Below are 18,522 nucleotides of genomic sequence, written 5' to 3' on the forward strand. Positions count from 1 at the left end.
TCAGCGCACGGCGTAGCGCATCGCGGCGGCGTCGGCCGATCGCGCGACCCCGCCGATCTGTGCGGCCACCGGCCGCGGGTGGTCACGCCACCGGGCGCTGACGTCGTAGCGGCCCAGCAGGCGCGTCATCGCAGTCGTCATCGCCGCGAGCGAGAACGGCTGCGCCGGACAGGTGTGCCTGCCGTGGCCGAACGCGGTGACCAGCATCGGTGATGCGAGGCCCGCGACGTCGGCGAGCCGGTACCCACGCCAGCGGTCGGGGTCCCATCCGGTGAGACCCGGCCCGGCCGAGGTGTTGAGCAGCGGCAGCAGCGTCGCGATGGTCCAGCCCGCCGGCACGTCCACGACGCCCGTGCCCGTGCGGAATTCGACGGGTGTGAGTACCGCGCGGGACATGATGGAGCGCTGCGCCATGCGGGTGCTCTCCAGGGCGCAGCGCCGGGCGAGGTCCTCGTCACCGTTCGCGACGGCCCGTAACGCATCGGGGTGCTCGACGAGATCGACGATCGCCCAGCCCAATGCGGCCATCAGGTTCGACATCGACGCGATGTGGATGAGTGCGACGTCCATGGCGACCCCGCGGGCGCGGGCGTCTGGTTCTTCGTCGGCCCACTCGCCGACGATGCGGGCGAACAGTGACCCCGGTGCCGGATCGTGCCGTGCGAGAGCGCCTTCGACGACGTCGGCGACCTCGGCGAGCGCAGCCCGTTCCACTCGTTTCCCCGATGCGGCGACCGCGGCCATCGCGTCCGGATGCACGAAGGCGTCCGACCCGTCGAGTGCGTCGAACGCGCGGACCAGTCGCTCGAACGGCTCCCCGTCGGCACAGCCCGGCGCGGCCCACGACGCCAGCCCCATCCGGTGACCGAGCCTGCGGGTGAGCGCGAAGACGTCGACGTCGCCGCGGTCGCCCAACTCGTCTCCGGTGACGTCGAGTGCGTGTTCCAGGTGGGCGAGATAGGACGTCACGTCGTCGCGCCGGAACAGCGAACCGGGCAGCGTGCGCCTGCCCGCGAAGATCTCGTCGGGCAGCTTGCGGCACAGCATCCGGAAGTCGGCAAGCCCCTTGCTGGCGGTCTCCTCCGGCAACGCGTAGAACGACTCGACGCCCGTGGGGGAGAACGTGAACACGTAACGGTCGCCGCCGGTGATCACGACGAAGTCGTCGCCGTGTGTACCGCGTGCGTCTGCGATGGCGGCCACGGCGTCACCGACAGCGACGTCCCAGGGCAGTCCCACGCCGTGGGCGACCGGAAGCACGTCCTCCGGTGCGGGCACCTACAGGCCGGTGCTCTTGCGGACGGCGTTGAGCGCGCCGCGCACCACGTGTTCGGTGGCCGCCCATGGCGCGACGACCGATTCACCGAGACCCACGATCCGCTCGACCCGGTCGACGATGCGTTCGAGACGCTCCACGACGGCGATGAGGCGCGGCGCCAATTCGTCGATGCGGGTTATGGTCTCGTTGAACCGCTCGAGTGTGACGTCCAGACCGCTGGTGGACCTGTTGAGGTCGACCAGCGTGTCACCGAGTTCGGTGAGCAGGGTGTCGACCTGTTCGACGGTGACGTCGGCGTTCAGCGCTGCCTGCGTCAGCGTCTTGATCCGCTGCCGACCATGCGCGGCCCTGCTTCGTCCGTCACCTCTGTCTGCCATGAGGTGAGTATGCGGCGTGCTACAGCTTGGCCGCGGCGGCTTCGTCGAGAAGCCACACGGTGGCCTCGGTGCCCACGGCTCCCGCCGCGGGGAAGTCCTCGGCGCTGGCGCCACCGACAGCTGCTGCGACGGCGTCGGCCTTCTCGCCCCCCGAGACGACCAGCCACACCTGACGGGACTTCGTGACCGCGGGGAAGGTCATCGTGATGCGCTTCGGCGGCGGCTTGGGGGAGTCGGTCACGCCGACGACGAACCGTTCGGTCTCCCGCGTCGCCTCGGTGTGCGGGAACAGCGAGTTGACGTGACCCTCACCGCCCATGCCGAGTAGGTGCACGTCGAACTCGGGTACCGGACCACCGCCCGAGGCATTGGCGGCGAGCACGTCGGCGTAGGCCGCCGCGGCCGCGTCGATGTCGTCGCCGAACTCGCCGTCGCTCGGCGCCATCGGGTGCACGTTGGCCGGCGGGACGTCGATGCCGTCGAGCAGCGCCTCGCGGGCCTGCTTCTCGTTGCGCTCGTCGTCGTCGGCCGGGACGAACCGCTCGTCACCCCAGTAGACGTGGACCTTCGCCCAGTCCACCTCGGCCGACCTCTCGGCGACGCGCTTGAGCAGCTTGACGCCGGTGCCGCCGCCGGTCAGGGAGACGTGCGCCACGCCGCGCGCGTCGATCGCCGCGGCGATCGCGGCCACCAGACGGTCGCCCGCGGCCGTCACCAGTGCGTCGGTGTCGGCGTACTTCTCGATCACGGTCTCAGACATAGGTCACCTCGTCGATGCCGCGCAGGGCGGCCAGATAGATCTCGTCGGCGTCGAGACGTCGCATGTCCTCGGCGAGGCACTCGCGAGTCTCCCTGCGCGCCAATGGCACCAGGGCGTCGGGCTTGCCGGTCCGGGTCAGGGAGGCGGTGACGCCCTCCTGCGGCCGGCTCAGCGTGATCGTCTCGCTGACGCGGACCAGTTCGACCTTCAGCTCGCCGACCCCACGTGTCACCGGGCCGTCGATCTTGCTGGCCAACCAGCCGGCCAGGATGTCCAGCGCCGGTTCGTCCTTGAGGCCCGACACGTGCGCCGACTGGATCTCCTCGAATGGCCCCTGGTCGAGCGTCGAGGTCAACAGCGCACGCCAGTAGGTGATCCGGCTCCACGCAAGGTCGGTGTCGCCCGGCGAGTAACCGGCCAGCCTGCCCTTGATCGCCGCCAGCGGATCCTCGCCGTTCGTGGCGTCGGTGATGCGGCGCAGCGCCAACTGACCCAACGGGTCTCGCGCAGGCACGTCCGGCGCGACGTCCGGCCACCACGTCACAACGGGGGTGTCCGGCAGCAGGAACGGCATCACCACGCTGCTGGCGTGGTTGGCCAGCGGACCCGAAAGGCGGAGCACCACGACCTCGTTCGCGCCCGCGTCGCTGCCGACGCGCAGCTGCGCGTCGAGCCGGGCATCGGTGGCGAGGCGGTCGCCGGGGCTGACCACGATCACGCGGCACGGGTGCTCGCGGCTGGCCGCGTTGGCGGCCTCGATCGAATCCTCCAGCACCGCTTCGGTGTCCGGGGCGATGACGAGGGTCAGCACGCGACCCAGCGTGATCGCGCCGCCCTCTTCGCGCAGCGCCTGGATCTTCTTGTTGATGGCGCCGGTGTTGGTGTTCGGCAGGTCGACTATCACGGTCTCCTCCAGGCGCGCCCGGTCCGATTCATCATCTCGAACGCCGAGTCCGGACCCCAGCCGCCGGACTCGTATGGATCCGGCTTGCCGTGCGACTCCCAGTACCGAAGCGCAGGATCCAGGATCTTCCAGGCCAGTTCGACTTCCGCGTTGACGGGGAACAGCGACGGTTCGCCCAGCAGCACGTCGAGGATCAGCCTCTCGTAGGCCTCCGGGGACTCCTCGGCGAACGCCGACCCATAGGAGAAGTCCATGCTGACGTCGCGGACCTCCATCGCGTTGCCGGGCACCTTCGAGCCGAACCTCAGCGTGATGCCCTCGTCGGGTTGCACGCGGATGACGAGTGCGTTCTGGCCGAGTTCCTCGGTCATGGTCGCGTCGAACGGCAGGTGCGGAGCGCGCTTGAAGATGAGTGCGATCTCGGTCACCCTGCGGCCCAACCGCTTTCCCGTCCGGAGGTAGAACGGCACCCCGGCCCACCGGCGGGTGTCGACGTCGACGGTGATCGCCGCGAACGTCTCGGTCGTGGACGTCTCCGAGAAACCCTCTTCCTCAAGGAGTCCGACGACCCGCTCACCGCCCTGCCAGCCCGCCGTGTACTGGCCGCGGGAGGTGGTCTCGTCCAACGGCTCGGCGAGCGTGCTTGCCGAGAGCACCTTGATCTTCTCGGCCTGCAATTCACTGGGCGAGAAGCTCACCGGCTCCTCCATGGCGGTCAGCGCCAGGAGTTGCAGCAGGTGGTTCTGGATGACGTCGCGCGCCGCACCGACCCCGTCGTAGTAGCCGCCGCGGCCGCCTAGACCGATGTCCTCGGCCATCGTGATCTGCACGCTGTCGACGTAGTGCGAGTTCCAGACCGGTTCGAACAATTCGTTGGCGAACCGCAGCGCCAGGATGTTCTGCACCGTCTCCTTGCCCAGATAGTGGTCGATGCGGAACACCGACGACTCCGGGAAGACGCTGTTCACCACGCCGTTGAGCGCCTCGGCACTCTCCAGGTCGTGGCCGAATGGCTTCTCGATCACCACCCGCGACCAGCATCCCTCGGGCTTGTTCGCCAACCCCGACTTGGAGAGCTGCTCGCACACCACCGGGAACGCCTTGGGTGGGATCGACAGGTAGAACGCGTGGTTGCCGCCGGTGCCGCGTTCGATGTCGAGGTCGTCGAGGGTCGCCTTGAGCCGCTCGAACGACGACTCGTCGTCGAACGTGCCCTGGACGAAGCGAATTCCCTCGGCGAGCCGGTCCCAGACCTCCTGGCGGAACGGCGTCCTGGCGTGCTGCTTCACCGCGTCGTAGACGACCTTGCCGAAGTCCTCGTCGGCCCAGTCCCGGCGTGCGAAGCCGATCAACGCGAACGACGGCGGCAGCAGCCCACGGTTGGCGAGGTCGTAGATCGCGGGCATCAACTTCTTGCGGGCCAGGTCGCCCGTCACGCCGAAGATCACCACGGCGCACGGCCCCGCGATGCGCGGCATGCGCTTGTCGCGCTTGTCCCGCAGTGGGTTCACCCAGTCGGCCGGACGGTTGGCCTGATCGCTGCCCACCAGCGTCAGGACTTCTTCTCGTCGAGCTGCTGTTGCGTAGCCTCCATGAGTTCGCTCCACGACTTGTCGAACTTCTCGACGCCTTCGTTCTCGAGCGTCAGGAACACGTCGGTGAGGTCGATGCCGATGGCTTCGAGCTCGTCGAACACCTGCTGCGCCGCGTCCGCGGTGCCGGTGACGGTGTCGCCCTTGATCTCACCGTGGTCGGCGACCGCCTCGAGCGTCTTCTCCGGCATCGTGTTCACGGTGTCCGGCGCCACTAGCTCTGTGACGTAGAGCGTGTCGGAGTAGTCCTCGTTCTTCACCCCGGTCGACGCCCACAGCACGCGCTGCACCCGGGCGCCGTCGGCCTTCAGCGCGCCGAAGCGCTGTCCGCTCTCGAACACCTTCTGGTAGGCGGCGTAGGCCAGCCGCGAGTTGGCGACACCGGCCTGCCCGCGCAGCGCGAGTGCCTCGTCCGAGCCGATCGCCTCGAGCCGCTTGTCGATCTCGGAATCCACGCGCGACACGAAGAACGATGCGACGGAATGGATCTTGGTCAGGTCGTGGCCGGCTTCCTTGGCCTTCTCGAGGCCGGCGAGGTAGGCGTCCATGACGGCCTCGTGGCGTTCGACCGAGAAGATCAACGTCACGTTGACCGAGATGCCCTCTGCGATCACCGCGGTGATCGCAGGCAGGCCTTCCTTCATCGCCGGGATCTTGATCAGCAGGTTCGGCCGGTCGACGATCTTCCACAGCTCGATGGCCTGGGCGATCGTCTTGTCGGCGTCGCGGGCGAGCCTGGGGTCCACCTCGATGGACACCCGCCCGTCGACCCCGCCACTCGCCTCGAACGTCTTCGTGAACAGGTCGCAGGCGTTGCGGACGTCGTCGGTGGTCACCGTGCGGATGGTGGCGTCGACGTCGGCGCCGCGCTCGGCGAGTTCGGCGATCTGCCCGTCGTAGGCGTCACCCTTGGACAGGGCGGCCTGGAAGATCGACGGGTTGGTCGTCACGCCGACGACGCTGCGGGTGTCGATGAGGTTCTGCAGGTTGCCGGACTGCAGTCGCTCACGCGAGAGGTCGTCGAGCCATACGGATACTCCTGCGGCACTCAGCGCCGCGAGGTTCGGGTTCTGAGTCATGCGATTGCCTCTTCTGCTAGTCGTCCGCGCGGGGGCCGCGCTAGTTGTCCATTGATCGTTCCGCGGCGGCCACCACTGCCTCTGGGGTGAAGCCGAACTCCCGGAACAACGTCTTGTCGTCGGCCGATTCGCCGTAGTGCTCGATCGAGATGATCTCGCCGGTGTCACCGACCAGCTTGTGCCAGCTCTGCGCGACGGCGGCCTCGACCGCGACGCGCGCCGACACCTCGGGCGGGAGCACGCTGTCGCGGTACTCCTTGGGCTGGCTCTCGAACCACTCGACGCACGGCATGGAGACCACGTACGCGACGATGTCCTTCTCCGCCAACTGCTTTCGTGCCTCGACCGCCAGCTGCAACTCCGAGCCGGTGGCGATGATGATCACGTCCGCGTCGTCGGCGGGCTTACCGCCGCCGAGCACGTAGCCGCCCTTCGACACGCCCTCGAAGTCAGTGCCCTCCAGCACCGGGATGCCCTGGCGGGTCAGGATGAAACCGACGGGGCCGCTGCCGTTGCCGCGCGCGATGATGCTGCGCCACGCGTAGGCGGTCTCGTTCGGATCGCCCGGCCGCACGACCGACAGGTTCGGGATCGCGCGCAGCGCGGCTAGGTGCTCGATCGGCTGGTGGGTCGGACCGTCCTCGCCGAGGCCGATCGAGTCGTGCGTCCAGATGTAGATGGTGTCGATGTCCATCAACGACGCCAACCGCACCGCGGGGCGCATGTAGTCCGAGAACTGCAGGAACGTACCGCCGAAGGCGCGGGTCGGTCCGTGCAGCACGATGCCGGACAGGATCGAGCCCATCGCGTGCTCGCGGATGCCGAAGTGCAGGACGCGGCCGTACCAGTCGGCCGTGAAGTCCTCGGTCGAGATCGACGGCGGGCCGAACGACTTGACGCCCTTGATCGTGGTGTTGTTGCTGCCCGCGAGATCGGCGGAGCCACCCCACAATTCGGGCAGCTTGGGCGCCACGTCGTTGAGCACCTGGCCGAACGCGGCACGGGTGGCCACGGCCTTGGATCCCGGCTCCCAGTAGGTGATGTCGGAGTCCCAGCCCTCGGGCAGCTCCTCCGCGGTCAGGCGGTCGAGCAGCTTCTTGCGCTCCGGCTCGCGCTCGGCCCAGGCGTCGAACTCGGGCTGCCACTTCTCGTGCGCCTCGCGGCCGCGTTCGACGAGCTTGCGGGTGTGCTCGAACACCTCGGGCCGCAGTTCGAACTTCTTGTCCGGGTCGAACCCGAGCACCTTCTTGGTGGCTGCCACTTCGTCGTCGCCGAGCGCCGAGCCGTGCACGCCGCCGGTGTTCATCTTGGTGGGTGCGGGATACCCGATGATGGTGCGCACCGCGATGAACGACGGCTTGTCGGTGACCTTCTTGGCCTCTTCGATGGCGGCTTCGATGCCCTCGACGTTCTCGCCGCCCTCGACCTCCTGCACGTGCCAGCCGTAGGCGCGGTAGCGCGCGGGCACGTCCTCGGACAGCGCGATGTTGGTGTCGTGCTCGATCGAGATCTGGTTCTTGTCGTAGAAGACGATCAGGTTGCCGAGCTGCTGAGTCGCCGCGAGCGACGACGCCTCGCTGGTCACGCCCTCTTCGATGTCGCCATCGGAGGCGATGACGTAGATGAAGTGGTCGAACGGGCTGGTGCCAGGTGCGGCGTCGGGGTCGAACAACCCGCGCTCGAACCGTGCCGCCATCGCCATGCCCACCGACGAGGCGAGGCCCTGGCCCAGCGGACCGGTCGTGATCTCGACGCCCTTGGTGTGCCGGAACTCCGGGTGGCCCGGCGTCTTGGACTTGAACGTACGCAGCGACTCGATGTCCTCGAGTTCCAGGCCGAACCCGCCGAGGAAGAGCTGCAGGTACAGCGTCAGGCTGCTGTGCCCGCACGACAGGATGAAACGGTCGCGACCCAACCAGTGCACGTCGCTCGGGTCGTGGCGCATCTGCCGCTGGAACAGCGTGTAGGCCAGCGGCGCGAGACTCATGGCCGTGCCGGGATGGCCGTTGCCGACCTTCTGCACGGCGTCGGCGGCCAGGACGCGGACGGTGTCGACGGCGGCGGAGTCGAGGTCCGTCCAGTCGTCGGGATGGTGGGGTTGGGTGAGTGCGGAAATCTCTTCCACGGTGGTCACGAACTCACTCCTCAGGTAGGAAAGCCAGACGAGTCCACCCTAGTGCTCGTGGGTCTCCCGTCGCAGACGGCGGGGGAGAACTGTTGGTCACCGGGCCTAGTCGGGGTGGTGAACCGACCCTGCGGTTCGGCCGTGGCCGCGAAGCGGTCTACCATCGTCTGTAGTAGAAGCTGCGCGCTGCCGCGAAGAAACCGAGGAGTCAACTGCGTGAGCATTCGCGAGCGCGGGGCGCCGAGCCGGATTCGCACCACGTTCATGGCCTATGTCGGGCTGACCAAGCCCCGGGTCATCGAACTGTTGCTTGTCACTGCGATCCCCGCCATGTTGTTGGCGCATCGCGGCACCGTCGACCCGCTGCTGATTCTCAACACCCTCGTTGGCGGCATGCTGGCCGCGGCGGGCGCGAACACGCTCAATTGCGTGGCCGACGCCGACATCGACAAGGTGATGAAGCGCACTGCGCTCCGTCCGCTGGCCAGGGCCACCGTCCCGACCCGCAATGCGCTGATCTTCGGTCTGGTCCTGTCCGTGGGCTCGTTCTTCTGGCTGTGGACGACCACCAACCTGCTCTCCGGCGTGCTGGCCGTCGTGACGATCGCGTTCTACGTCTTCGTCTACACCCTGCTGCTCAAGCGCCGCACCTCGCAGAACGTCGTGTGGGGCGGGGCCGCCGGCTGCATGCCGGTGATGATCGGCTGGTCCGCGGTGACCGGCACGATCGAGTGGCCCGCGCTGGTGATGTTCGCGATCATCTTCTTCTGGACGCCACCGCACACCTGGGCGCTGGCGATGCGCTACAAGGACGACTACCGCGCCGCAGGCGTGCCGATGCTGCCCGCGGTCGCCACGGAGCGCGAGGTCACTCGGCAGATCCTCATCTACACGTGGCTGACGGTGTTCGCGACGCTAGCGCTGGTGCTGGCCACCGGATGGCTGTACGCGATCGTGGCACTGCTCGCCGGGGCCTGGTTCCTCGTGATGGCCCACCAGCTCTACAGCGGCGTCAAGCGCGGCGAGGCGGTCAAGCCACTGCGCCTGTTCCTGCAGTCGAACAACTACCTGGCGGTGGTGTTCTGCGCGTTGGCCGTCGACTCGGCCCTGGCGCTGCCGACGCTGCTGCACTTCTGACCGTCGGCTAGCTCGCGTCCCAACCCGCGCGGCGACCCTGCTTCGTCTGGCCTCGTCGCTTCTTCTCCGCGATCCGGCGCTCCTTGGCACCCCTGGTGGGCCTGGTGGGGCGGCGCGTCGGCGGCGGTGCCGCCGCGGCGTCTTTCAGGAGTTTCGCCATCCGTTCGCGAGCGGCCTCGCGGTTCTGCAGTTGCGCGCGGTGCTCGCTGGCGGTGACCGTCAGCACGCCGTCGACGAGCCGCCCGCGCAGCCTGCACAGCATCCGGTAGCGCAGCGTCTCCGGGATCGACGGCGAGTGCGCCACGTCGAACGACAGCTCGACGCGACTGTCGGCCGTGTTGACGCCCTGGCCGCCAGGTCCCGACGATCGGGAGAACCGTTCGCGGAGCTCGGACCCGGACACGACGAGCGTCCGCGTCACGTTCAGGTCCCTGGCCACGCCGACCAGCGTGGCACGAGGGGGTCCTGACGTCAGGGCACCAGGACCACCGAGCCGACGGTCTTGCGGCCCTGCAGGTCGGCGTGCGCCCGGGACGCCTCAGCAAGCGGGTACCGCTCGCTGACCGTCACGTCGAGCGTGCCCGTCGCGATCGCGTCCAGCAGTTCGCCCGCACGCCAGGAGAATTCGTCGGCGGTGTAGGTGTAGTGCGCAAGGGTCGGCCGGGTCAGGAACAGCGATCCGGCGGCGTTGAGCCGCTGCGGATCGAACGGGGGCACCGGGCCGCTCGCCGCACCGAACAGTGCGAGCGTGCCCCGGATCGCCAGGCTGGCGAGGCTCGCCTCGAACGTCGAGGCGCCCACGCCGTCGTACACCGCGGCGACTCCGACACCGCCGGTCAGGTCGCGCACCTTCGCGCCGAACTCCGCCGGGTCGTCGCCGGGGTAGTCCAGCACCTCCACCGCGCCCGCGCGCCGGGAGAGTTCGGCCTTGGCGGGCGTCGAGACGGTGGTGATGACCTTCACCGCCATGCTGGTAGCCCACTGGGTCAGGATGAGCCCCACGCCGCCGGCGCCGGCGTGCACCAGCACGGCGTCGCCCTGCTGCACCGGGTAGACCGACTTGATCAGGTAGTGCGCCGTCATGCCCTTGAGCAGTGCGGAGGCGGCAACCTCGGCCGACACCGCGTCGGGCACGTAGGCGACGAAGTCGGCAGGCGCCAGGCAGTACTCGGCGTAGGCGCCCACGGCCTGGGCGGTGACGACGCGGTCGCCCACGGCCAGCGCGGCGACGTCCTCGCCGACCTCGGCGACCGTGCCGCACACCTCGGTACCCACGACGAAGGGGAGTTCGCGCGGATACTGACCCGAGCGGAAGTAGGTGTCGATGAAGTTGACGCCGATGGCGTCGGCCTTGATCAGAACCTGGCCCGGCCCGGGTGCGGGCTGAGACTTCTCGACGTAGTTGAGGACTTCGGGTCCGCCCGTTTCGGCGACTTCGATGGCGTGCATGCCACCTATCATTCCAACAGTGAAACTCGCACGGCCCGACGTTCGGCATCCTCGCATCGTCTTCGCAGGTTGCAAGGCCCTCGTCGAGGGTGACGGTGACGACGCGGGGCTGGCTGGTGCGCTGCGGACGCGCGGTCTGCACGCGCGCTGGCTCGCCTGGGACGACCCGGAAACGGAGCGGGCCGACCTGGTGATCCTGCGGGCGACGTGGGACTACACCGAGCGTCTCGACGAGTTCCTGGCGTGGACACGGCGGGTGCCCAACCTGCTCAACGGTCCCGACGTGGTGGCGTGGAACAGCGACAAGCGCTATCTCGACGATCTCGCGACGGCCGGGGTCCCCACGGTGCCCAGCCTGTTCTTCGCACGGGGTGACGCGGTGCGGGTGCCCGACGGCGAGGTCGTCGTCAAACCAGCAGTGGGTGCGGGCTCGGTCGGCGCCCGACGGTTCACCGATCCCGACGCCGCTGCCCGGCATGCCGCCGCCCTGCAGGCGTCCGGCCGCACCGCTCTCGTGCAGCCGTACGACCCCCGGATCGAGGCGGGCGAGACGGCGCTGGTGTTCCTCGCCGGCCAGCAGTCGCACGCGTTCACCAAGGGCCCGCTGCTGCCACCGCCGGGCGGTGCCCCCGCCATGGACGAATCCGGCACCTACGCCGAGGAGTCACTGCGTCCGGCCGAACCCGACTTCGAACTGTGGGCCGTGGGGCACGCAGCGCTCGCAGCCGCAGCGGACCGTCTCGGCAGGGCGCCGTCGGACTTCCTCTACGCCCGCGTCGACGTCATCGGCGAGCGCGACGATCCGCGCCTGCTCGAGCTGGAACTCGTCGAGCCGTCGCTGGGGTGGCGGCAGTTGAACGACGAGGACCGTCGATTACGGCAGCGAGAGTTCGCGCTCGCCGTCGAATCGGCTCTCGACGGGTTCGGCCTGGGTCCGCTGTCGCATCGACGCCCATAGCGCGGCCGTCGCACCCGTACAGATCGCGGCACCCGCGACGTGCACGGCCACCAGGGCTGCGGGCACGCCGGTGAAGAACTGCACCGTTCCGACCATGCCTTGCAGCGCCACGAGGATCACCAGTACGACGAGCCGCATGGTGACGGGACGCGGTGCGCGCACGGCCAGCAGCGCGAACGCGAGGCCGATGAGCAGGCAGAGGTAGGCGGTCACCAGCGCGGAGTGCCGGTAGACCAGCGTGACGATGTCCAGACCCAACCGCGGGATGGGAGCGTCGATGCTCTTGTCGCCGGCGTGCGGGCCTGCACCGGTGACCATGGTTCCGGTGACGAGGACCACCGACAGCGCCATCGCGCTCAGAAAGGTCAACTGGCGCAACGGCTTCGGGACCATCCGCTGCGGGACTCCGTCGTCGGGCTCGCCGATCTTGACGTACAGCAGCACGGCCAGCCACACCATCGCCATCGACACCAGCAGGTGGATCGCAACCGTCCACCACAGCAGCCCGGTGAGGACGGTGATGCCGCCGATGACCGCTTGCGCGACGGTCGAGGCCGGCATCAGCCAGGCGTAGACGAGCACTTCGCGGCGACGTCGCGCGCGGAGGACGGCGAGGACGGCCAGCGCGGCGGTCAGCACCACGAGGAACGTGATCAGGCGGTTGCCGAACTCGACGGCCTGGTGGATGCCGGGGACCTCGGCGTGCGGGACCGGAGTGAAGCTGCCGGGGAAGCACTGGGGCCACGTCGGGCAGCCAAGGCCCGAGGCGGTGACGCGGACGATCGAGCCGGTCACGGCGATGCCGCCCTGGGTGAGCACGACGACCGCCGCGATGATGCGCTGGACGCGCAGGCTGGGTAGGGGCAGCAGGTCGACGCCCTTCATGAACAAGCGTCGGATGGCCACGGTTCGATGGTAGGACAAACCGAACTACAAGCCGTAGTAGGGGGCCGTGCGGCTTAGGTGAAGCGGAACCACCGCAGTGCGCACAATGCGGCGACCACACCCCACGCGGCCAGCACGGCCACGCCGAACCAGTCCACCGACAGCGTCATCGCCTGGGTCAACGCCTCGGTGAGCGCGCCCGAAGGCGTCAACCGCGCGACCCAGTGCAGGGCGTTCGAGACGATTCCGCCCTCGAGCGTCAGCGCGCCGAAGCCCGCGAAGATGAACCACAGCAGGTTCGCCACCGCGAGCACGATCTCGGCCCGCAGCGTCCCGCCCAGCAGCAGTCCGAGTGACGCGAACGCGGCCGTGCCGAGCGCGATGACCAGTGCCCCGAGCGCCAAGCCCGCGGGTTCCGGGCGCCAGCCGAGCCCAATGCCGATCGCGCCCAACAGAACCGACTGCAGGAACACGACGGTGACGACGGCCAGTGACTTGCCCGCGATGATCCCCCACACCGGTAGGGCCGTCGCACCGAGACGCTTCAGCGCGCCGTAGCGCCGGTCGAACGCCACCGCGATCGCCTGGCCGGTGAACGCCGTGGAGATGACGGCCAACGCCATGATCGCCGGAACGAATGTCGCGGCGCGGTTGGGACCGAAGTCGCCCAGCGGCAGCAGCGTCATCCCGACCAGCAGGGTGATCGGGATGAACATCGTCAGCAGTAGCTGCTCACCGTTGCGCAGCAGCAGCTTCAGTTCCAGGCCGAACTGGGCGGCGAGCATCTTCGGCACCGTCGCGGGCCGGGGGTCCGGGGTGAACGTGCCCGGTTCGAACCTGTTCGTGGTCATCGCAACCCGCCGATCGTCGTCGACTCTGCTGTGAGATCGCGATTCGGGCCGGATCGGTGATCTCCCAGCAGTCTCGGCGGTGTTGCCGTAGCGCTCGTCATGACCGAAGCTCCCGTCCGGTCAGGTCGAGGAACACGTCCTCGAGGCTGCGCTGCTCGACCCGCATGCCCGTCGCCAGCACGTCGAGCCGGGCGCACCAGGAGGTCACCGTCGACAGCACCTGCGGATCCACGTGGCCCTCCACCAGGTACTCGCCGGGGGCCACCTCCGTCGCGCGGTACGTCTCGGGCAGGGCGGAGATCAGCAGTGACAGATCGAGTTTCGGGGGAGCGGAGAACCGGAGCTGGTTCTCGGCGCCACGCTGCATCAACTCACTCGGCGTGCCCGTCGCCACCGCCGCGCCGCGATCGATGATCATCAGCCGGTCGGCGAGTTGCTCGGCCTCGGTCAGCTGGTGGGTGGTCAGGACCACGGTCACGCCGTCGCGGCGGAGCCCGTCGATCAGGTCCCAGACGACGATGCGCGCGTGGGCGTCCATGCCCGCGGTCGGCTCGTCGAGGAACACGAGTTCGGGCCTGCCGACGATGGCGCAGGCGAGAGCCAGCCGCTGCTGCTGACCGCCCGAGAGTCGCCGGTAGGTGGTGCGGGCCGAGTCGGTGAGGCCGAGGACGTCCATCAGCCAGGCCGGGTCCAGCGGCCGCGCGGAGTACGCCGCGACCAGGCCGAGCATCTCGCCTGCCCGCGCCGCCGGGTAGCCGCCGCCGCCCTGCAGCATGACTCCCATCCGCTCGCGCAACCGCGCGTTGTCCGCGACCGGATCCAGTCCCAGGATTCGGATGCTGCCCGACTCCGGCTTGAGGAATCCCTCGCACATCTCGATCGTCGTGGTCTTGCCCGCGCCGTTGGGGCCGAGCAGGGCGAACACCTCGGCCCGCCGCACGTCGAGGTCGAGGCCGTCGACCGCAACGGTCGTGCCGTACCGCTTGGTGATGCCGCGCAGCCGGACGACGGCGTCCCCCGAGTCGTCGACGTCCGGGGAACCCTCGCGCGCGGAGCCGGGAACGTCGGAACGGGAGGTCACGGAGATTCAGCGTAGGCGTCGGGCCGCGCGGTCGGCGGCGGCGGTGGCTTCGACCCGGCGCTGGGCAGCTCGGGCGGGCCTACGTCGGCGCCCTCGGGCTCGACCGGCGGGCGCCACGGCAGCCTGCGGTAGGTGAACGCGATGAGCAGGGCCACGATGATCGCGCTGGCACCCGTGGCGTCGACGATCTGGAACAGCGCGAAGCGGTCGCCGTTGGCGGTCGGCCCGAAGATGCCCACGACCAGCGACAACACGATCGTCGTCCCGCGGAACCCAGGCCGCGACGCCCAGGTGGCCAGGGGGATGATCGCCCACAGCAGGTACCAGGGCTGGACGACGGGGAACAGCAGCACCGTCGCGCCCAGTGCGACGCCGAGGCCGCCGACCGGGTTGAGGCGCCCGCGCAGGACTGCGAGCAGCAGCCAGGTGACCAGAATCGCGATGATGATCACACCGATGGCACGGGTCAGGCCAAGGATGGCCGTCGTGTGGTCGCCGAGTCCCAGCAGGATGCCGACCTGACCGGTGCCGAGCGCCACCAGCGTCGGAGGCGACATCCATGACCGCACTACGTTGGCCGTGCCGAGGGTGAACAGCCACCCGAAGCCCAGTCCGCTCGCCCAGCCGACCAGCGCCATCACGGCCACCGACACGGCGGCCAGCGATCCGCCCGCGAGGAAGAACGCCTTGACGGTCCCGCCCCACCGACACGCCAGGGCCATCGCCACGAATCCGACCGCGAGCAGCGACGGCAGCTTCACTTGAGACGACAGTGCGATCAGCACCGTGCCGAGCAACAGCATCGCCATGGGCATCCACTGCACCCACTCGTCCCTGCCGTGCGGCCACCGCAACGGGCGGGGCAGCAACCGGCCCGCGGCCTGCACGCCGCGCAGCGCGAACTCGGTGCCCGCGAGCATCAGGCCGAGCATCAGCGCCTCGTTGTGGATGCCCGCGACCAGGTGCATGAACAGCAGCGGGTTGCACGGTCCCAGCCACAGCGCGCTGACCTCCGCGACGCCGCAGCGACGCGCCAGGCGGGGCGTGGCCCAGACGATCAGGCCGACGCCGAGCAGCACGACCAGGCGGTGCAGCAGCACAGCGAACACGATGTCGTCGCCGGTGAGTTCGGAGATGCCCCGCCCGATCCAGAGGAACAGCGGTCCGTAGGGCGCGGGTGTGTCCCGCCACAGGCTCGGCACGGACAGGGTGAAGACGTGGTCGAGACCCAGGCCCGGCGCGGGGCCCACGACGTAGGGATCCAGCCCGTTGCGGGCAATCCGGCTCTGCGCGAGGTAGGAGTAGACGTCCTTGCTGTACATCGGGGGAGCGATGAGCAGCGGCAGCGCCCACAGCAGCAGGGTGCGGTCGATCTGGCTGCGCGACATGCGCCGGGGGCCGAGCGCGAAGCGGCCGAGCATCAGCCAGGCCAGCGCCATGATGACGGCGCCGGTGGTGGTCATCGTCAGGGACACGGTCTGGATGCGCGACGGCAGGTTCAGCAGTCGGACGCCGAACGTGGGGTCCTGGACGACCGGCCGCGCACCGGCGCCGAGCGCGCCGATCGCCATCAGCACCGTGCCCGTCGCGCCGAACACGCGGGTGCGGCGCATCAGCGCGACCTCGTCGGCCTTCAGCGGCGACCCGATCGCGACCTCGTCGGCGTGCCAACGGGCAACGGCCGAGCTGAGAGACTGTAGGCGGGCTGCCATCACAGCAGCGTAACCGGCGTCGTATTCCCGTCCGGAGGTGTGATTGTTCTCCCCGCTAGCTAAGGGTCACCTTGCTAGACCGACCCCTGGAATTGCGTCACACTGGTGTTGTGAAATTCGGTTCCGAGGTCGCGCGCGGGCATGACGCCATGCCTGCGACCCAGGACGGGCACACCAGGAAGGCGATCATCCGGCTGCTGCTGGAGTCGGGCTCCATCACCGCGAGCGCGATCGGCGACAGGCTCGGGATCTCGGCGGCAGGGGTGCGTCGTCACCTCGACGCCCTCATCGAGGCCGGTGACGCCGAGTCAGTGGCTGCCGCGAGTTGGCAGCACAGCGGCCGTGGCCGTCCCGCTCGTCGCTACCGCCTCACCGCCGGTGGCCGGGCCAAGCTCGAGCACGCCTACGACGACCTCGCCGTCGCTGCGATGCGGCAGTTGCGTGAAATCGGCGGCGACGACGCAATCCGCACGTTCGCCAGGCGTCGCATCGACACCATCCTCTCAGGAGTATCCGACGGCCCCGCCGACGTTGCCACCAGGGTGGACCGCGTCGCGGGCGCATTGACCGAGGCGGGTTACGCCACCACGACCGCTCCGGTCACCGGGCCGCTCAGCGGTGTGCAGATCTGCCAGCATCACTGCCCGGTGTCGCACGTCGCCGAGGAGTTCCCCGAACTCTGCGACGCCGAGCGCGAGGCGTTCGCCGAGATCCTGGGCACCCACGTCCAACGGCTGTCGACGATCGTCAACGGCGACTTCGCCTGCACCACGCACGTTCCCGTCGACCCAGGCAAGCAAGCCGCCGGCGGGAAAGCCCCAGACACGCAGTTCCCTCGGCATCCAGCCCTCGCCGAGTCCACCACCACGAATGAGCAAGGAGCGTCGACATGACGACCACCCCCGAGGCACCACAGCTGACCCAGGAAGAGACCATCGCGTCGCTGGGCACCTACGGCTACGGCTGGGCGGACTCCGACGTCGCGGGCGCCAGCGCCCAGCGTGGCCTCAGCGAGGCAGTCGTGCGCGACATCTCGGCCAAGAAGAGCGAACCGCAGTGGATGCTCGACATGCGCCTGAAGGCTCTGCGCACGTTCGACAAGAAGCCGATGCCGAACTGGGGTTCCGACCTCGAGGGCATCTTCTTCGACAACATCAAGTACTTCGTGCGGTCCAGCGAGAAGCAGGCCGCGACGTGGGACGACCTGCCCGCCGACATCAAGAACACCTATGACCGGCTCGGCATCCCCGAGGCGGAGAAGCAGCGCCTGGTGTCCGGTGTCGCGGCGCAGTACGAGTCCGAGGTGGTCTACCACTCGATCCGCGAGGACCTCGAGGCACAGGGCGTCATCTTCCTCGACACCGACTCGGCGCTCAAGCAGCATCCGGAGCTGTTCGAGGAGTACTTCGGCACGGTGATCCCAGCCGGTGACAACAAGTTCTCCGCGCTGAACACCGCGGTGTGGTCGGGCGGCTCGTTCATCTACGTGCCCAAGGGCGTCCACGTGGACATCCCGCTGCAGGCCTACTTCCGCATCAACACCGAGAACATGGGCCAGTTCGAGCGCACGCTGATCATCGTCGACGAGGACGCCTACGTGCACTACGTCGAGGGCTGCACCGCGCCGATCTACAAGTCGGACTCGCTGCACTCCGCGGTCGTCGAGATCATCGTCAAGCCCGGTGGACGCTGCCGCTACACCACCATCCAGAACTGGTCGAACAACGTCTACAACCTGGTCACCAAGCGGGCGCGGGCCGAGGCCGGCGCCACGATGGAGTGGGTCGACGGCAACATCGGCTCCAAGGTGACCATGAAGTACCCGGCGGTCTGGATGACCGGCGAGCACGCCAAGGGCGAGGTCCTGTCGGTGGCGTTCGCGGGCGAGGGCCAGCACCAGGACACCGGCGCCAAGATGCTCCACCTCGCGCCCAACACCTCGAGCAACATCGTCTCGAAGTCGGTGGCGCGTGGCGGCGGCCGGGCGTCCTACCGTGGCCTGGTCCAGATCAACAAGGGTGCGCACGGATCGCGGTCGAGCGTGAAGTGCGATGCGCTGCTGGTCGATTCGATCAGCCGCAGCGACACCTACCCGTACGTCGACATCCGCGAGGACGACGTCACGATGGGTCACGAAGCGACCGTCTCCAAGGTCAGTGCGGATCAGCTGTTCTACCTGATGAGCCGCGGCATGACCGAGGACGAGGCCATGGCGATGGTCGTTCGCGGCTTCGTCGAGCCCATCGCGAAGGAATTGCCGATGGAGTACGCGCTCGAACTGAACCGGCTCATCGAACTGCAGATGGAAGGCGCAGTCGGTTGAGGGCGAGCGA

At 68.9% G+C, this 18,522-nt stretch carries 17 protein-coding genes; 4 read left to right on the top strand and 13 right to left on the bottom strand.

Annotation, left to right across the window (positions count from 1 at the left end; all coding sequences use genetic code 11):
* The 7 genes from LOK44_RS17365 to tkt form a co-directional block, all read right to left on the bottom strand.
* Positions 1-1,278 (bottom strand): cytochrome P450 family protein, encoded by a 1,278-nt coding sequence (locus LOK44_RS17365; protein ID WP_237571342.1) that lies wholly within the window; start codon positions 1,276-1,278, stop codon positions 1-3.
* On the bottom strand, positions 1,279-1,656 hold the full coding sequence (locus tag LOK44_RS17370; RefSeq protein WP_163917761.1) for an ATPase: 378 nt from the start codon (positions 1,654-1,656) through the stop codon (positions 1,279-1,281).
* A gap of 19 nt (positions 1,657-1,675) precedes the next feature.
* Positions 1,676-2,416, bottom strand: coding sequence for a 6-phosphogluconolactonase (pgl, locus tag LOK44_RS17375; protein ID WP_237571343.1), 741 nt, complete (start codon positions 2,414-2,416; stop codon positions 1,676-1,678).
* On the bottom strand, positions 2,409-3,320 hold the full coding sequence (gene opcA, locus LOK44_RS17380) for a glucose-6-phosphate dehydrogenase assembly protein OpcA (protein ID WP_237571344.1): 912 nt from the start codon (positions 3,318-3,320) through the stop codon (positions 2,409-2,411). Before opcA ends, pgl begins: the two co-directional genes overlap by 8 nt.
* The gene (zwf, locus tag LOK44_RS17385) at positions 3,317-4,798 is read right to left on the bottom strand and encodes a glucose-6-phosphate dehydrogenase (RefSeq protein WP_237571531.1); all 1,482 of its coding nucleotides are present in this window, start codon (positions 4,796-4,798) and stop codon (positions 3,317-3,319) included. The genes opcA and zwf overlap by 4 nt, the downstream gene beginning before the upstream one ends.
* A 74-nt stretch (positions 4,799-4,872) precedes the next feature.
* On the bottom strand, positions 4,873-5,991 hold the full coding sequence (tal, locus tag LOK44_RS17390) for a transaldolase (protein WP_237571345.1): 1,119 nt from the start codon (positions 5,989-5,991) through the stop codon (positions 4,873-4,875).
* Between the two features lie 40 nt (positions 5,992-6,031).
* Positions 6,032-8,125, bottom strand: a complete 2,094-nt coding sequence (gene tkt / locus LOK44_RS17395; RefSeq protein ID WP_237571346.1) for a transketolase — start codon at positions 8,123-8,125, stop codon at positions 6,032-6,034.
* Positions 8,126-8,332: 207 nt separating this feature from the next.
* Between tkt and LOK44_RS17400 the strand changes: the two genes are divergently transcribed.
* A complete protein-coding gene (locus tag LOK44_RS17400; RefSeq protein ID WP_237571347.1) occupies positions 8,333-9,253 on the top strand; it encodes a heme o synthase in 921 nt (306 codons plus the stop codon).
* A gap of 7 nt (positions 9,254-9,260) precedes the next feature.
* On the opposite strand, the gene arfB is transcribed toward LOK44_RS17400, so the two are convergent.
* Positions 9,261-9,692 carry an alternative ribosome rescue aminoacyl-tRNA hydrolase ArfB gene (gene arfB, locus LOK44_RS17405; protein WP_237571348.1) on the bottom strand — a complete coding sequence of 144 codons (432 nt, stop codon included), beginning with the start codon at positions 9,690-9,692 and terminating at the stop codon, positions 9,261-9,263.
* 32 nt (positions 9,693-9,724) lie between these two features.
* A complete protein-coding gene (locus tag LOK44_RS17410; RefSeq protein ID WP_237571349.1) occupies positions 9,725-10,702 on the bottom strand; it encodes a quinone oxidoreductase family protein in 978 nt (325 codons plus the stop codon).
* A gap of 19 nt (positions 10,703-10,721) precedes the next feature.
* Here LOK44_RS17410 and LOK44_RS17415 point away from each other — a divergent pair, with 19 nt between their 5' ends.
* A complete protein-coding gene (locus tag LOK44_RS17415) occupies positions 10,722-11,660 on the top strand; it encodes an ATP-grasp domain-containing protein (RefSeq protein WP_237571350.1) in 939 nt (312 codons plus the stop codon).
* Here the strand turns inward: LOK44_RS17415 and LOK44_RS17420 are convergent.
* The 4 genes from LOK44_RS17420 to mptB all read right to left on the bottom strand — a co-directional run bounded on the left by LOK44_RS17420 (position 11,577) and on the right by mptB (position 16,189).
* Positions 11,577-12,566, bottom strand: coding sequence for a COX15/CtaA family protein (locus LOK44_RS17420; RefSeq protein WP_237571351.1), 990 nt, complete (start codon positions 12,564-12,566; stop codon positions 11,577-11,579). The two genes, LOK44_RS17415 and LOK44_RS17420, sit on opposite strands and share 84 nt — an antisense overlap.
* 53 nt (positions 12,567-12,619) lie before the next feature.
* Positions 12,620-13,396 (bottom strand): ABC transporter permease, encoded by a 777-nt coding sequence (locus LOK44_RS17425; RefSeq protein WP_237571352.1) that lies wholly within the window; start codon positions 13,394-13,396, stop codon positions 12,620-12,622.
* Between the two features lie 97 nt (positions 13,397-13,493).
* Positions 13,494-14,396, bottom strand: a complete 903-nt coding sequence (locus LOK44_RS17430; RefSeq protein ID WP_237571532.1) for an ABC transporter ATP-binding protein — start codon at positions 14,394-14,396, stop codon at positions 13,494-13,496.
* Between the two features lie 77 nt (positions 14,397-14,473).
* Positions 14,474-16,189 carry a polyprenol phosphomannose-dependent alpha 1,6 mannosyltransferase MptB gene (mptB, locus tag LOK44_RS17435; RefSeq protein WP_237571353.1) on the bottom strand — a complete coding sequence of 572 codons (1,716 nt, stop codon included), beginning with the start codon at positions 16,187-16,189 and terminating at the stop codon, positions 14,474-14,476.
* A gap of 149 nt (positions 16,190-16,338) precedes the next feature.
* Here mptB and LOK44_RS17440 point away from each other — a divergent pair, with 149 nt between their 5' ends.
* Positions 16,339-17,082: a helix-turn-helix transcriptional regulator gene (locus tag LOK44_RS17440; RefSeq protein WP_237571533.1), complete on the top strand. Its 744-nt coding sequence runs from the start codon at positions 16,339-16,341 to the stop codon at positions 17,080-17,082.
* Positions 17,079-18,512 carry a Fe-S cluster assembly protein SufB gene (gene sufB / locus LOK44_RS17445; RefSeq protein ID WP_237571354.1) on the top strand — a complete coding sequence of 478 codons (1,434 nt, stop codon included), beginning with the start codon at positions 17,079-17,081 and terminating at the stop codon, positions 18,510-18,512. Before LOK44_RS17440 ends, sufB begins: the two co-directional genes overlap by 4 nt.
* The last annotated feature ends 10 nt before the right edge of the window (positions 18,513-18,522 follow it).

The sequence above is a fragment of the Mycolicibacterium lacusdiani genome (genome assembly GCF_021916785.1).
In the GTDB taxonomy this organism is placed as follows: domain Bacteria; phylum Actinomycetota; class Actinomycetes; order Mycobacteriales; family Mycobacteriaceae; genus Mycobacterium; species Mycobacterium lacusdiani.